Annotated in this window: 10 protein-coding genes; 2 read left to right on the forward strand and 8 right to left on the reverse strand. The window is 65.2% G+C overall.

The annotated features are described in order from the left end of the window. Nucleotides 1-17 precede the first annotated feature (17 nt). Nucleotides 18-791, forward strand: a complete 774-nt coding sequence (locus J1M87_RS05930) for an SCO1664 family protein (protein ID WP_206488801.1) — start codon at nucleotides 18-20, stop codon at nucleotides 789-791. Between the two features lie 24 nt (nucleotides 792-815). Further along, the gene (gene mshC / locus J1M87_RS05935; protein WP_206488578.1) at nucleotides 816-2057 is read left to right on the forward strand and encodes a cysteine--1-D-myo-inosityl 2-amino-2-deoxy-alpha-D-glucopyranoside ligase; all 1242 of its coding nucleotides are present in this window, start codon (nucleotides 816-818) and stop codon (nucleotides 2055-2057) included. Here mshC and J1M87_RS05940 read toward each other — a convergent pair. The 8 genes from J1M87_RS05940 to J1M87_RS05975 all read right to left on the reverse strand — a co-directional run bounded on the left by J1M87_RS05940 (nucleotide 2054) and on the right by J1M87_RS05975 (nucleotide 14748). Then, nucleotides 2054-3292 carry a DUF2399 domain-containing protein gene (locus J1M87_RS05940; protein ID WP_241256334.1) on the reverse strand — a complete coding sequence of 413 codons (1239 nt, stop codon included), beginning with the start codon at nucleotides 3290-3292 and terminating at the stop codon, nucleotides 2054-2056. The genes mshC and J1M87_RS05940 overlap by 4 nt on opposite strands. Beyond that, nucleotides 3282-7466, reverse strand: a complete 4185-nt coding sequence (locus J1M87_RS05945) for a TIGR02680 family protein (RefSeq protein WP_206488579.1) — start codon at nucleotides 7464-7466, stop codon at nucleotides 3282-3284. Before J1M87_RS05945 ends, J1M87_RS05940 begins: the two co-directional genes overlap by 11 nt. Beyond that, the gene (locus J1M87_RS05950; RefSeq protein WP_206488580.1) at nucleotides 7467-8903 is read right to left on the reverse strand and encodes a DUF2398 family protein; all 1437 of its coding nucleotides are present in this window, start codon (nucleotides 8901-8903) and stop codon (nucleotides 7467-7469) included. Then, nucleotides 8900-10396, reverse strand: a complete 1497-nt coding sequence (locus J1M87_RS05955) for a TIGR02677 family protein (RefSeq protein WP_241256486.1) — start codon at nucleotides 10394-10396, stop codon at nucleotides 8900-8902. Before J1M87_RS05955 ends, J1M87_RS05950 begins: the two co-directional genes overlap by 4 nt. A gap of 209 nt (nucleotides 10397-10605) precedes the next feature. Beyond that, complete coding sequence (locus J1M87_RS05960) at nucleotides 10606-10905, reverse strand: Rieske (2Fe-2S) protein (protein WP_206488581.1); 300 nt, start codon at nucleotides 10903-10905, stop codon at nucleotides 10606-10608. After that, entirely contained in the window at nucleotides 10902-13391 is a 2490-nt protein-coding gene (gene nirB, locus J1M87_RS05965; protein WP_206488582.1) for a nitrite reductase large subunit NirB, read from the reverse strand. The genes J1M87_RS05960 and nirB overlap by 4 nt, the downstream gene beginning before the upstream one ends. After that, nucleotides 13391-13738: a molybdopterin oxidoreductase gene (locus J1M87_RS05970; RefSeq protein ID WP_206488583.1), complete on the reverse strand. Its 348-nt coding sequence runs from the start codon at nucleotides 13736-13738 to the stop codon at nucleotides 13391-13393. Before J1M87_RS05970 ends, nirB begins: the two co-directional genes overlap by 1 nt. Nucleotides 13739-13839: 101 nt before the next feature. Beyond that, complete coding sequence (locus tag J1M87_RS05975; protein ID WP_206488804.1) at nucleotides 13840-14748, reverse strand: PAC2 family protein; 909 nt, start codon at nucleotides 14746-14748, stop codon at nucleotides 13840-13842. Nucleotides 14749-14916: the final 168 nt, after the last annotated feature.

Consider the following 14916-nt stretch of genomic DNA (forward strand, 5'->3'; position numbering starts at 1 on the left):
TCGAGGGCCGCGAAACGATGGAGACCGGCGATCTCACCGTCGTCGGACGAGTGGTTTCGGCCAGCAACGCCACACTGGTCTGCGAGGCAGGCGAGGGGGAGGCGTCGGTCCGGTGCGTCTACAAACCGGTCCGCGGTGAAGTACCGCTCTGGGACTTTCCCGACGGCACTCTCGCTGGACGGGAGGTGGCGTCGTACGAGATTTCCGAGGCGCTGGGCTGGGGCGTGATTCCCCCGACAATTCTGCGGGACGGGCCGTTCGGCCCCGGCATGGTGCAGAAGTGGATCGACACGCCCGATGATCACGCCGAGGGACGCGTCGATCTCGTGGACATCTGTCGTCCGGATCTCGTTCCACGGGGGTGGATTCCGGTGTTGCAGGCGTACGACGGCGACGGAGAGGAAATTGCGTTGATCCACGCCGACGATCCGCGTCTGCAGCGGATGGCGGTGCTCGACGTGATCCTCAACAATGCCGATCGGAAGGGTGGCCATGCGCTCGAAGGTCTCGACGGATACGTCTACGGAGTCGATCACGGCATCTGTCTGCACTCCGAGAACAAGTTGCGCACGGTGCTGTGGGGCTGGGCCGGCCAAGCGGTGGACGACGCCTTGATGACCGATGTCGTTCGGTTCGTCGACACTTTCGATGCGGTCACCGCTCCGCGCCTGGTGGACAAGATCACTCTCGCCGAAACGGTGGCAGTTCTCGACCGGGCACAGGAATTGATCGCACGACCGGTCATGCCCGAGCCGCGCTCGAGCAGACCGATACCGTGGCCCGCCTTCTGATTCGACTCGGATAGGCTCGACTGCATGCATTCTTGGTCGAGCCCTGAGATCCCGACAATCCCCGGACAGGGTCCAGCGCTTCGATTGTTCGACACCGCAGACCGTCGGGTTCGTCCCGTCACCCCGGGTTCGACTGCTTCGATGTACGTGTGCGGCATCACCCCGTACGACGCCACCCACCTCGGCCATGCCGCCACGTATCTCACGTTCGACCTGATCAACCGGTTGTGGCGGGACGCGGGCACGGACGTGCACTACGTACAGAACGTCACCGATGTCGACGATCCACTGTTCGAGCGCGCCGATCGCGACGGTGAGGACTGGCGTGATCTCGGCGCCCGTGAGATCGAACTCTTCCGCGCCGATATGGAAGCGCTGCGGGTGATCGCACCGCGCGACTACATCGGTGCCGTCGAGTCCGTGAACGAGGTCGTCGAACTGGTGGAGAAACTGGTTGCGGCCGGTGCCGCCTATGTCGTCGACGATGCTGAATACCCGGACGTGTACTTCAGCGCCGCCGCGACCGAGCAGTTCGGCTACGAGTCCGGTTACGACCGGCCCACGATGGACAGGTTCTTCGCCGAACGCGGCGGCGATCCGGATCGGGCGGGTAAGCGTGATTCCCTCGATGCGCTGCTCTGGCGTTCGGTGCGACCGGGTGAGCCGTCGTGGCCGTCGCCGTGGGGTCCAGGTCGGCCTGGCTGGCACATCGAGTGCGCGGCGATCGCGCTCAACCGGATCGGGTCCGGGTTCGATATTCAGGGCGGTGGAAGCGATCTGATCTTCCCGCACCACGAATTCTCGGCCGCGCACGCCGAGGCTGCTACCGGTGATGCCCGCTTCGCCCGGCACTACGTGCACACCGGAATGATCGGACTCGACGGCGAGAAGATGTCCAAGAGTCGCGGCAACCTGGTGTTCGTCTCGAAACTACGCGCGGAGAACGTCGACCCGGCCGCTGTGCGACTCGGTCTGCTCGCCGGCCACTATCGGCAGGATCGGCCGTGGTCCGACGAGGTCCTCGAACGCGCCCACACCCGCCTGGCACTGTGGCGTCGGGCGGCGGCACTCGAGAGCGCGGCATCGGCCGAGGACGTGATCAACCGGTTGCGGCAACATCTTGCCGATGACCTGGACACTCCGAAGGCACTCGACGCGCTCGATGCGTGGGCGAGTTTCGCGGTAGAACGCGGCGGGTCGGACGCGAGCGCACCCGGAGGCTTCGCCGATGCCGTGGATGCTCTGCTCGGAGTCCGTTTGCGCTAGGCCTCGGGGCCGAGGCGTAGATCCGCCAGCAGGTCGGCTATCAGTCGCTCCTCCATGACTGCTCTACCTGAATCACGCAGGGCAGCAGCCAATTCCGGGGCCCATCGGCTTTCCGTCGGATGTCCCTTCAACGGTTCGGAGTAGCGTGCGTCGAGCGCGTGGCGATAGGCGTCGACGTCCATCCGCCACGGCACCGCGTCGTATCGGGAGACCGCTCGGGTCACCATGTGCACTCCGGCCCAGTCGAAATCGGCACGCCAGCGGACGGTGGTTCCCGGCGCGCGGAAAGCGAGCAGTCGGTGTACCGCGGCGGAGGGCTGACCATCGGTGCAGATCAGGCTCGCGCAGTTCGACCCGAGGGTGCGGGCTGCGGCGGCGAGAACCGCCACGTTCTCGCAGACGAACACCGTGGACGAGCTGTTGGTGAGCGAACCGCGCATGAGCATGTCCACCGTGACCGGAAAGGGAACGCCCTCGTCGGCTGCCTCGTTCAGCCACCGTGCCACTGTGTGGGTTTCCTCGACGCGGTAGCCGAGCACCAGCACGCGGCTGGACAACGCATCGACCGACACGCCCGCGGTTTCCCACAGCGCTCGGATGCCCACCGGATCGGCGGGGCGAGGAACGTTCTCGCGCAGAGACAATGCGTCGAGGACGAGTTTCGGGGCACCGCCGCCGGAGAGCGCCTTGGTGTCTCCGCAGGCCAGTTCCGCGAGCTCGGTCAAAGACATTCCGTCCACCGGGAGCTGGGCGAGGACCTGCGTGGCGATCGCCAACGCGTCGACGGCGACGCGGCCGCCGAGGGTGCCGTCCTGGTTGAGCAGCGAGGCGATCCAGTGCTCGATCCATTCGCGGTCGGTGCCGCCGCCGAGAACCGCCCTGGTCCGATCGAGGGCATCGGCACGCACCTGCGCCTTGTCGGCAGCGATCCGTTTCTTGTCCTGCAACGGCGCCTGCCGAGTGAGAGTGTCGATCAGTCCGAGGCCACCGTTGAGCGGATGTCGCAGCCACGCGTCGAACCGTTCCAGGTCGAGCCTGGTACTTCGTGCCCGCGAATGCAGGCTGGAGTTGGACCGCGAGATAGCACTGCACAGGCGCCACAGTTCCGGGGCATCGCTCAGATCCACCGTGATGTTGCCCCCTACACGAAGCCAGTTGGACTCCAACTTCTTTCGCGCAGCGTCCAGCAAGGCCCCCAGTTCGGGGCTGCCTCGCCAGTCGCTGTTACCGGTCAAACTCCAGCCCACCTTCGGTTCGGGTCGGGACACGCCGCGTCAACGGCGAACCGAGTGCGGCGGCAAGGTCGGTTCCGTCGTGCTCGGCGAACAGTTCGCCGTTCTCCCACACCAGAAGTGCTGCGCTCACGGTGTTCTCGGCGGTCGAGTGGGCCAGATCGTAGTGCGCACAGCCTGGAACATCCGCGTAGGTGATCCACAGGTCGTACCCGGTCATGAACAGATCCAGATCGAACTGCACACTGAGACCGAGCAATTCGCTTCGACCGTTGTCGTCGACACCGGCGAACGCCTCGTCGAGCGCAAGCAGACGGGGTGAGTGCGGATCTGCGGACGAGAGCATCACGTGCGCTGCGGCGAACAGTGGGAGATGCAGCGACACCGACTGCTCGCCGCCCGAGAGGGCGCTGTGTCGTGCGACGGTGAGTCGATCCTCGTTCCCGTCACCGCTGATCAGTGTGAAGGCGAACACGCGCCAGCGCCGATAGTCCAACGTGGCCGACAGGATCTCGGGGTACGACCGCTCCGGATGCGCCGCGCGAGCGATCCTGATCTCCGAGGCGAAATGAGCTCGCATGGCAGCGAGATCGTCCTGGCTCAACGCCGATGCATCACGATCGAGCAGCTTGGACACCGCTCGAGCGCCGTCGTCGAGATTGTCGGCCAGCACCCAGTGCACACCGATCGTGTTACCCGAGGACATCCGGCGTTGCTTCATCTCGGCGGACATCTGCGCGATCAATTCCCGCGCGTCGACCGTGCGTTCGTGAATCTGCTGCGCAAGACCGGTCAGCAAAGCATCCTCGAGAATGCGCCGTTCCTGCTCGGTCAGCAACAGCTCCTGATCCGATCTCGCGGCGCCGATTCGCTCGGCGAACTCGCCGACCGAGGAGTACCCCTGCTCGTCTTGTACTCGAACAACGGTCAGACCGTCCGGTGCGTCCCATTGCAGGCGGTAGTCCTGTCCCGAGGCGGCGAGCTGCGAGTCGAATTCCTGCAACGCACTCGTCAGAGCGGTCCGGGTCGACTTTCGGCTCGAATCACTGACTTTCACCGAGGCCGTCGCCGTGTCCAGCGCAGCATGCAGCGCGCGCACCACCGGCGGAAGCACAGGCACCTCGTCGTCGGGACCGTCGGCCTGCTGTACTCGATACAGAATCTGCTCGACGGTCAGCCAGGCCGACTCGCTGGCTGGCCACGCGTATCCATCGTGCACGCCGAGGATTGCGAGCAGGTCCTTGCGGGCGTACGGAGCGAGCCGCCCCGCATCACCGAGCGTTTCGGTGACGGCCGCACGTAGGCTCTCCATCGCCGTGTTGCGCGCACCCTCGGCCTTACCGATCGCTTCGCCGGCTTCCTTGTCCGCCTTGCGTGCGGCCCGCTGCTCGGCGCGGCATTTCTCGATGCGCACCCGGGCGTTCTCGAGATCGGTATCGATCTGTTCGGCGGTCGCGCCGAGCTTCTCGCTCAGTAGCTCCAGGCGTTGGACCTGTTGCCGGTAGCTTTCGTCTGCGATCGCCGCTTCCTCGGCCAGTTCCTCCGCCAGGCCGGATGCTTCTTCGAGTCGGTTGGTCGCCTCGCGGGCGCGTTCGGCCTCGCGGGTGTGGTCGGCACGTTTGCGAATCACGGCCGACCCCTGGTTCTCGAAATGCCGAATCGCCGCCGCGAGGGCATCGATGTCTCGGCCGATGTGTGGGGTGCGGTGTGCCACGGCCGCGGTGCGCAGCTGTTTTTCCTTCGCTGACAGGTCTGCGATCGCCTGGTCGAATTCGCGGTCGGCGGCCGCAGAGCTGTCTGTGGAGGTGCGCAGCGCGCCGGCGGCGGCGGTGACCACCCGCAGCGCCTTCGTGATCGCAGTAGTACGCGGAAGCTGCTTGGCGGCAGCTCCGAGCGACTGCAGGAGTTCACGCGCGCCCTGTTCCGCCGCGGTTGCGGTGTCCAGGGCTGCGGCGGCGGCGTCGATGGCTGCATCGAGTTCGGCGACACGTTGCTGACGTCGACGTGCCCGCGCCGTGGCACCGATGTACTCGGCATCGGATTTAGTGTGGCGTCCCTGCTGCACACCCTGGAAATATCGGCCTTCGACGCCCACCGAGACAGCGCTGCCCGATGGCTCGTCCTGATCTTGCTGCAGTGCAACCGATTCGAGCAGCTCGAGGATTCGTGCTTCCGGTACGGAAGTGCCTGCCTCCGGTTCGAGCACGGAGGCCAAGGTCGCCCCGGTCGGTCGGGCGGCTCGAGGCAGCGGCGACAGATACTGCTCGGAGCTCGACTCGTCGGGGAAGTCTGCGGTCGGGTGGATCCATCCGTCGAGCACATTGGCCGCCTGCAATGCCGACTCGATGCCGGCAGCGTCGGCGGCGGAGACGGTGTCGGCGAACCGCACCAACTTCCACAGTGGTGCACCCGACAGGCCGTCGCGAGAGTCGCTTCGTGCCGCGAACGGCGGTGGCGCGTCGTCGCGTTCGGCCTGCACCAGCGCCAATTCCTCACGCAGCGTGTTCAATTCGGTCGCACGTGCGCTCACGTCGACGCGGGCCTGCGCCTGCCGGGCCCGGATCGAATCTATTCCGTCGGCGGTGTGCTCGGCGAGGACGGATTCCAGACTCACGGCGTCGTCGTCGCCGATCTCTGCCAGCGCCGCGTCGAGAGCATCGAAGACAGCGGAGGTGATCCCGGCGGAGGAATACAGTGCCGAGTTGGTCGACCACCACGCGCGGAGGCCGGTGGCGAAGTTCGCCTTCTCGACGTCGACGGCTGCCTCCGCCTCGGTGACCGCTGCGGTAGCCGTCTCGAGCAGCTCCCGCCCTTTCGATGCGGCCTTCTCGGCACGTGCGCGTTCGGTCGAGGCCTTCTCGACGGTTCCCAGCGCCTCGCGGACCGCGCGTACGTCACCGTCGCGTTCCTCGGCGTGGCCGCGCAGTGCGGTGCTGAGTTGATCGCTTCGAGCCGATCCCGGCAGCGGAGTCCAGACGATTCCTGCATCTTCTGCGGCGGTCTGCAACTCTTCTTCGGCGCGGGTCACCGCGGCGACGGAATCACGTAGGGCAGCTTCGGCTCGGGTGGCCTCGGCAGTGCGCTGCTCGAGATCTGCCTGGGCCTTGCGTGCGCGCTCGGCTTGCTGGGCTGTCGAGGTCTCGAGCTTGGCGGCCGATTCGGCCAGGTCGTCCAGTTGCTGCTTGCCCTCGTATGCGCTCGAACGCTGCAGGGTCTCGCGGTCGGCGACCGCCTGGTCGAGAGCGCGTTCTGCCTCGTCGAATCGAGTCTCCGCAGCGGCTCGTTCCAGTAGACGACGGTGCTCGAGGGCCGCAGCCGCGAAGTGCGCGGTGGTCGCATGGGTCACTGATTCGAGTCGACGTGAGACCTGCTCGACATCGGAACGAGCCTGCACGCGAAGGTATTTGGAATACACGGAAACGAAGCTCTTGGCTGCATGGTCGGCTTGGGCAAGGCCTTCCAACGCGCGGCCCACTTCTTCCATGTCGCTGAAGGAACGTGCGGCCTCGAGCACCAACTGTTCGTCGAGGGGGCGTAGACCGTCGGTCAACGCCTGCGAGAGTCCTTTGGGGTCCAGATTCTTGGCCAACTGCGGACGGCGAAGGGTCAGAATCAAGTTGATGAGCTGGTCGTAGCGTTGTGCACCGAGCCCGAACATGCGCGCGTCGATCGCGGCGCGGTAGTCCACCGGTCGATCCGTCAACGCATCGGTGCCCAACTGTTCGCCGAGTTGCTTCTTCGTCAGCGGCCGGTCGTCGGAACCCAACAGCGAAAAGTCCACGCCCACGCGGCCGTCGGCGACGAAGTACCAGCGGGTCACCTTGTCGTTGTGCCGACTGGCCCGCATGCCGATTCCGACGGTGACCGATTCGGGATCTTCGCGCGAACCCCGTCCGAACTCCATCCACACATACGAGTGCGCGCTTTCCTGCCCTCGGTAGAGCAGGTTGGATTTCATCGTTCGCTCTTCTCCGGCAAAGGGATTGAGTCGGCGCGGTTCGATGCGGCCGTCGAGAACGAATGGAAACAGCACTTCGAGTGCTTTGGTCTTGCCCGAGCCATTCGGGCCACGCAGCACCAGGCGACCGTCGGCGAACGAGAACTCCTGATCGCGGTAGTCCCAGAGGTTGACGATTCCTGCTCGCATCGGCCGAAAGCGAGTCGAGTGTGCGGTCATCTACTGAGCCTCTGCTTCGGGGAATTCGGTACTGGCGGTCTGTTCGGTGCTGGCGGGTTGCTCGGTGCCGAACAACGAATCCTGCGGGGTTCGATCACGCACGCTGACCATCACGTCTCGGTAGCGCGCGATAACCGGAAGCACCAGCACGCCGCCGGACACGCTGTGTACGAGGCGAAGTCGATGAAGCAGAGCAAGTGCCCGCAACCGGAGACCATTCTTGTCGGTCTGCCACTGTGCTGCGAAGGTTCGGCCGAATCGCTCGACGAGATCATCGACGACCGACGCCAGCCAGCTGTCCTCGATCAGTGGATACTGTTGCCTTGCCGGGTTTCGGTCGACTGTCCTCGGTTCGGAAGACAATCCGAATTCGGCGAGATCGCCGAAGATCCCGCCGTCCGGGATTGCTGTGTCCAGCTGTTCGATCAGGGCGTCTGCGTCCGGAAGCGGATAGGTTGGCAGCTTCGGTGCATCCGGATCGATCACGCGGTCCGAGATTTCACCCGCGATCAGTAGCGCGACCTGAGCAATGGTGCCCGTACTGGGGAATCGGTAGTCGGACAGCCGCCCCGAGCTGTCGATGAGCGCCACCCCCTCGGAGCGACGCTCGGCGGTCAGGCCGGTGAGAAGTTCGACTTCGCCGACCGTGCGAGAGGCGGCAAGTGCTGCTTTTCCGTCCGAATCCAGGTCGTCCAGATAGACCACCGGCTGTTCCACCAATGCTCGTCGTACCGCGCGCAGCGTTTCCTTCGGGTCGACGGGTCGCTCGGGATCGGGACGCTCCGGATCGGCTTCGTCGGAGTCGATCGGGGCATCCGGGCCTGCCAGCAACCCTCGAACGGACCGTAGATGTTGTACGGCGCGGGGCGGCCGGAACATCGCCACGATGACGGGGCGGTCGATGTCGTAGAGCGCTTCGCCAGCGGACGGATTGTGGGCCCAGCCGGTCGCATCACCGTCTGCCAACGCGATCGCGCCGCGGGTCGCCAGCCAGCCGATCGCATCGACGAAGGCGTCGCGGTCGCTCGCACGATCGGTGGTGAGCTCGACTCCGTCGACCTGGCTTGCTTCTACCGCAACGTGATCGGCGAGTTCGGAGAGGGTGATCTGGTTGCCGGCTCGACCGAGGGCCGCCAGTGCCAGCGACAGGTACGCGTATCGACGACGGTCGAAGATTCGCTCGGTGGACGTCCGTGCGGGTTGGCTGTCGTCGAGTCGGTCGATCACCGGGAACAGTCGTGCAGTGGTCTCGGTGACCTCGAGTCGATACCCGAACAACTCGAGCAGATCCTCGCGCAGCTCGGTGGCCCATCTGCGCAGCAGTGGCAGAGCGATTCGATCGGGGTATGTCGCGGTGACCAGGTGATTCGACAGGGCCACCCGCGCAGCGCGCTGGTAGGAATCCAAGGCGAGCGACGAGATTTCGCGAGCTCTCATCGGCGAGCTACCTCGCTGACGTCGAGCGAGAGGCGATCGAGATGCAGTCGCCCTCGGGTGGTCTGCACGATGGTCGAGCGGTCGCTGTCGCTGAGGGTCAGTCGCACGCCACTGTCCGATCCGGACGAGTCGGAGGTGCGTCCGCTCACCCGGACCCGCGCGGTCAGTGCGGCGTTCAACAGGCTCAAGAGCACCTCGGTTTCCTGCTCGTCGAGCACTCGGTCGTGGATTCCGGCCGAGGCCAGCGACTGCGCCGCGGCACTGCGTGAACGCTGCGCCTCCAGCTGCTGTTCTCGCAGTCGTCTGATGCCACCGTCGTTGCGCTGTACTCGGCCCGGTACACCGGGAGTCGGAGTGCGGCCGGTCTCGGCCAAGGTCCGCGATATCTCGACCGGAGCTGCCTCCCACCACGATCGCGATGTCGAGATGATGTCCGCGTCGGGGTGGACCATGGACAGATGTCGTGGTTTACCGAGGCCGAACACGGCGTGGAACAGGGCGTGGGCACTATCTTCGGTGGGTGCAGCAGCGAACCATCCGGCGAGGTGGCGTAGTTGGCTTTCGCGACTGACACCGCCCTTGCGGGTTTCGGTGACCCGACGCAGCAGCGACAGCACGGCGGCGATTGCGCTCATCGTGCCTTCGCGGAGGCGGTCGGACTCACTGAGTTCGGACTCGGCCGAGACGAACCAGTGCGAGAGCCCCGCCCAGCGGTCGGTCCAGTCGGCGCGACGTTCGGCCACGGTGAGAAACACTCGTTCGTCGCTGACGGCGGCGCGCTCGATCAGATCCTCGATGCCGGTGGCCTCGACGAGTGCGATCGCGTCGGCGAGTTTCGGTGCATAGCGTGTGAGGTCGGAGCTGAACTCGCGCATGTGTGAGAGCAGCGCATCCTTGTGGACCAGGAAGGACTCGGGTGTGATCTCGGTGGTGCGCACCAGATCGCCGAGCACCAGGTAGAAGTGTGCCGCGCGGCTCGCCATCTCGGACAACGTCGAGTCGAGCCGACTGAGCTTTCGATAGATGCGATCGCCGTCGCCCTGACGGTTGGCCTCGGCGAGCTCGTGCATGTCGGCGAGCAGCTCGGGCAGCACCAGCCGCGACAGCGAGGCGTCGTCCAGGCGTGCGCCGAGCACATCCTCGACGGCGCGATACGCCTTGTATCCGGCTTGCCCGAATTGGTACACGAAGTGGCGATTGCGGTACTCGGCGAGAGTCGCGGCTCGGGTGCCGTCGTAGCTGCGTTCGAGCAGGCCCCAGGCGTGTAGCTGGTCGAGCAGAGGGGCGATGTCGAGTGCCGTCATACCCTCGTGCCGAACGGGGCCGCGGGCGAGGAGTTCGGCCACGTCGCCCGAATGCAGCAGGACCACGTAGTTGGCGCGAGCAGTGTCGAAAGCACGCAGAACCGAAAGGTATTCGGATCGCTTCTCGGCGACGGCGAAGGAGAAGAGACCGAGCCGATCTTCCTCCACGAAGGCGTTCGCGACTCCCAGCCGCGTGTCCTCACCTGAATCGCTCACTGGAACAGGGTAGGGGGTCAGGAGAGGAGCCTGCGGAACGACCCAAGGGAACAGCAGAGGAGCCTGCGGAACGACCCGGGGGAACAGGAGAGGAGCCTGCGGAACGACCCGGGGGAACAGGAGAGGAGCTTGCGGAACGACCCGGCGACACGGCCTCGGCTGCGTCGGTCGCTGGTCCCCGTCTACAACTCCACGGTCACTTTCCCGTCCACCAGGTTCGCGGGGTATGTGCGCACCGGGGCGATGCCGCTGGGGCAGCTGCCGTCGTCGAGCGAGAAGGTGTACTGGTGCAGCGGGCAGACCACGATGGCCCCGTCGATCTGACCGTCGGCAAGGGGCCCGCCCTTGTGTGGACAGACGGCGTCCATCGCGCGTACCGAACCATCGCTGAGCAGAAATACGGCGATCTGTTTGCCGTCCACCACGTATGCCCGTCCTTCGCCGGGTGTGAGGTCATCGACCGTCCCGACCTGCACGCTCATCGGACCGGAACCTGAGGGAGCGGAAGCAGCGGTAGCGACGGGCTGAACTGGGCGGGTGACTTCGGCGCCGCGCGGTCCTGCCACGGATCCACGTATCCCTCCACTGCGGTCTGCATCCGCTCGTCGAGTCCTGACACGATGCCGTCGCGGTCCTCGACAAGGACGCTCTGCAGTTCTTCCAGACCGATGCGGGGGACCCAGGCGTACGTGCGCTCCAACCATTGGGCGTTCTCTCGGTAGTGCTGAATGAACCGGCCCGCCAAGATCAGGACCTCCTCGACCCCTGTCACGGTCGCCAGTAGATCGCCCTTGCGGATGTGTGCTCCGGCCGCACCGCCGACGTAGATTTCCCATCTGCCGTCGCCCACCGAGACGACGCCGAGGTCTTTGCACAGTGCCTCCGAGCAGTTGCGTGGGCAGCCGGCGACCGCAAGTTTCAACTTCGCCGGACTTTCCAAGCCTTGAAAACGCTCTTCGAGGGCGATGCCAAGGGCCGTCGAGTCGCCGAGGCCGAAGCGACAGAAGTCGCTACCCACGCAGGTCTTCACCGTGCGCATGCTCTTGCCGTAGGCGAAGCCCGAGGGCATGTCCAGATCTCCCCAGACCTTCGGCAGGTCCTCCTTCTGAATGCCGAGAAGGTCGATGCGTTGGCCGCCGGTGACCTTGACCAGCGGTACGTGGTATCTGTCCGCGACGTCGGCGATCTTGCGTAGCTGATCGGGGGTGGTCACGCCGCCCTTCATCTGCGGCACCACCGAGAACGTGCCGTCGCGTTGAATGTTGGCGTGGACTCGGTCGTTGATGAACAGTGCGCCGCGCTCGTCCACCCATTTCGGGCCCCACACCGTCCGCAACAACGACGCCAACGGCATCTTGGCGGCGGCATCCTCCGCTCCGCCGGGTGCCAGTGCCGCGAATACGGCGGACACCGCCCTGAGATTCTGCGCTCGAATCGCGCCGATCAGTTCCTGTTTGGTCATCGGGATGCACGGCACGTACCAGTCCGCAGTGGGATCGGCCTCGACGGCACCGCCTGCTGTGCAGGCCATGATGTCCTCGACCAGGCCCTTGCACGATCCGCATCCTTTGCCCGCCCGAGTTCTCGCGGTCACGTCGCCGAGGTTCTTCGCGCCCGCGTGGACGCAGGCCACGATCGCAGCTTTGGTGATGCCGTTGCAGTTGCAGACCTGTGCGTCGTCTGCCAGTTCGGCGGCTCCTGTTGCTGCAGAGGGTGTTCCCATGTCGAAGAGCATGCTGATGCGTTCGTCGGGCAGGGGTACTTTCTCGTCGAACGCCTGGCTCAGAAAGTTGGCCTTGGAGATGTCGCCGAGCAGTGTGGCCCCGACGAGCTTGTTGCCTCGCACGATCACCGACTTGTATGTGCCACTGCGCGGTTCGTAGAACTGGACGAACTCGTCGTCGTCACGCTCGGGTGCGGTGATTCCCATCGAGGCGACGTCGACACCGGCCACCTTGAGCTTGGTGGTCAGGCGTGAACCGTGATACGCCGCAGCCGGATTCGTTCCGGTGAGAACATCTGCCAGCACCGTGGCCTGCTCCCACAACGGTGCAACGAGCCCGTAGACCTCACCGCGATGCTGGCAGCATTCACCGACGGCATAGATCGAACCCTCGTCCTCGCAACGTAATTGATCGTCGACGACGATTCCTCGCTCTATCACCAGTCCGCCGCCGCGAGCGAAGTCGACATTGGGACGAATGCCCGCGGTGACCACGATCATGTCTGCGGCGAGGGAGGTGCCGTCGTTGAACCCCACACCGGTGACGGCACCGTCTGCGGAGCGCAGCACCGAGGTGGTCCTCTTGGAGGTGTGCACTCCCACTCCGAGTGACTCGATCTTGTTTCGCAGTACGCGTCCACCACGCTCGTCGAGTTGCTGATTCATCAGGTGGCCGGGGGAGTGCACCACGCTGACCTCGAGACCTTGGGTGCGCAGGCCGTAGGCGGCTTCGAGTCCGAGCAGGCCGCCGCCGATGACGACAGCGGTGACGTCGTCACGTGACTGCGCCATCTGGAGCATTCCGTTGGTATCTGCGATGGTGCGGAACCCGAACACGCCGCGGGCGAGCTTGCCGTCGGGCTCGCGGAGGCCGTCCATGTTGGGAAAGAACGTGTTGCTACCGGTTGCGATGATCAGGACGTCGTAGTCGACGGACCTGCCGCTCTCGCACGCGACGGTCTTGGCGAACCGGTCGAGCGAGATCGCGCGGTCACCCACGTGCAGGGTGATGCCGTTCTCGGTGTACCAACTCATAGGATTGAGGATCAGATCCTCGTCGTCGACGGCGGCCTCACCGGACAGCACGTGCGAGAGCATGATCCGGTTGTAGTTGCCGTACGGCTCGTCACCGATCATCGTGATGTCGAACAGGGTGCTGCCGCCGCGGTCGAGGATCTGCTCGACAGTGCGGGCACCTGCCATCCCGTTGCCGATGACCAGCAGTCGCTGCTTACCTGCGGTCATCAGATCAGCACCAGACCGAAATCGATGACGACGTCTCCGCTGGTGCCGCACGGGGCAGCGACGACGAGTTCGAGAACGGTATCCGGATCCACGTCCTCGACCACCCGCAACGGAATGTTGACTCCGCTCTTGGCTCCGATGGGGAAGATGCGCATCGGGCTACCGTCGCGCAGCAGGGTCACCACCACCAGCTCACCGCTCGAATTTCCGCCGCGAAAGTACAACGGCTGCGCCGTGGCACCCTCGGGGACGACGAAGATCGCGCTGGGGTCGATCGATTCGGGCTTGTCCAGGCCGTTGCCGGTGAAGGAGAAGACGCCCTGCAGAAAATGCGGTGTGCTGGCCATACCGACGAGGTTCCGGTGTCGGGGTGACGTCACCGCTGCCGTGACGTTACGTCGGCATCAGGAAGATCTCACCGGGCTCTGCCTGCCCCGGTGCGTTCGCGTCACAGTCCGAAGTTTCCTGGTCCGCGTCGCCTGAGGTACTTCTCGAACTCGGCCGCAATGGCGTCACCGTCGATCTTGGCGATCGCATCGGACATGTCTACCTCGGCATCGCCACGCTCTTCGAGACTGCGGACGTATTCGCTGATCTCCTCGTCCTCTTTCGTCATCTCCGTCACCGCCTCTTCCCACTCCTCGGCCTGGGTGGGCAGCTCGCCGAGCGGCACTTCGATGTCCAGCACGTCCTCCACCCGCTGGAGGAGGGCGACAGTGGCCTTGGGGTTGGGCGGCTGCGAGACGTAGTGGGGAACGGCAGCCCAGAAGGACACCGCGGGCACTCCTGCCTTGACACACTCGTCCTGGAGAACGCCGGTGATTCCGGTCGGACCCTCGTAGCGTGTCTGCTCCAGGTTGAACTGCTCCGCCGATTCGGTGCTGTAGGCGGTGCCGGTGACCGGGACCGGCCTGGTGTGCGGGGTGTCGGCCAGCAATGCCCCCAGAATCACGACGGTCTCGACGCCGAGCTGTTCGACGAATTCGAGCAGGTCGTCGCAGAAACTGCGCCACCGCATGTTCGGCTCGATGCCGCGCAACAGCACCACGTCGCGTTCGCTTCCGGGGGGTGAACACACCGAGAGCCGGGTGGACGGCCACTCGATCTCGCGGGTGACACCGTCGACCTGGCGCACGGTCGGACGATTGACCTGGTAGTCGTAGTAGTCCTCGGAATCGAGTTCGGCCAGTGGACTGGCATCCCAGATCAACTCGAGGTGCTCGATGGCCCCGCTCGCCGCATCACCTGCGTCGTTCCAGCCCTCGAAGGCAGCCACCAGGATCGGCGAGCGCAATTCCGGAACGACGCCTTCCACGTCGTCGACGTCCGATTCGGGAAAATCTGTGGCGTTGGCCACAGCGTCCTGCACGGCCTCGATCAATGCAGCGTCGAGAGGCGCATCCGGGCCGGCACCTGAAATGTCGGTATTTTCGGTACCGTCGTCGTCACGGGACTGGCCATCGAGGTTTCGGGGACTCACCACGACAGCCTACGACCCGAGCTCGCTCCGGTGCCCACTACTCTG

It is taken from the genome of Rhodococcus sp. KRD162 (assembly GCF_017168335.1).
Taxonomy (GTDB): Bacteria; Actinomycetota; Actinomycetes; order Mycobacteriales; family Mycobacteriaceae; genus Rhodococcoides.

Coding starts and splice junctions, on each gene's coding strand:
- J1M87_RS05930 (WP_206488801.1), top strand. CDS start 18: ATGGAGACCGGCGATCTCACCGTCGTCGGACGAGTGGTTTCGGCCAGC.
- mshC (WP_206488578.1), top strand. CDS start 816: ATGCATTCTTGGTCGAGCCCTGAGATCCCGACAATCCCCGGACAGGGT.
- J1M87_RS05945 (WP_206488579.1), bottom strand. CDS start 7,466: ATGACCGCACACTCGACTCGCTTTCGGCCGATGCGAGCAGGAATCGTC.
- J1M87_RS05950 (WP_206488580.1), bottom strand. CDS start 8,903: ATGAGAGCTCGCGAAATCTCGTCGCTCGCCTTGGATTCCTACCAGCGC.
- J1M87_RS05960 (WP_206488581.1), bottom strand. CDS start 10,905: ATGAGCGTGCAGGTCGGGACGGTCGATGACCTCACACCCGGCGAAGGA.
- nirB (WP_206488582.1), bottom strand. CDS start 13,391: ATGACCGCAGGTAAGCAGCGACTGCTGGTCATCGGCAACGGGATGGCA.
- J1M87_RS05970 (WP_206488583.1), bottom strand. CDS start 13,738: ATGGCCAGCACACCGCATTTTCTGCAGGGCGTCTTCTCCTTCACCGGC.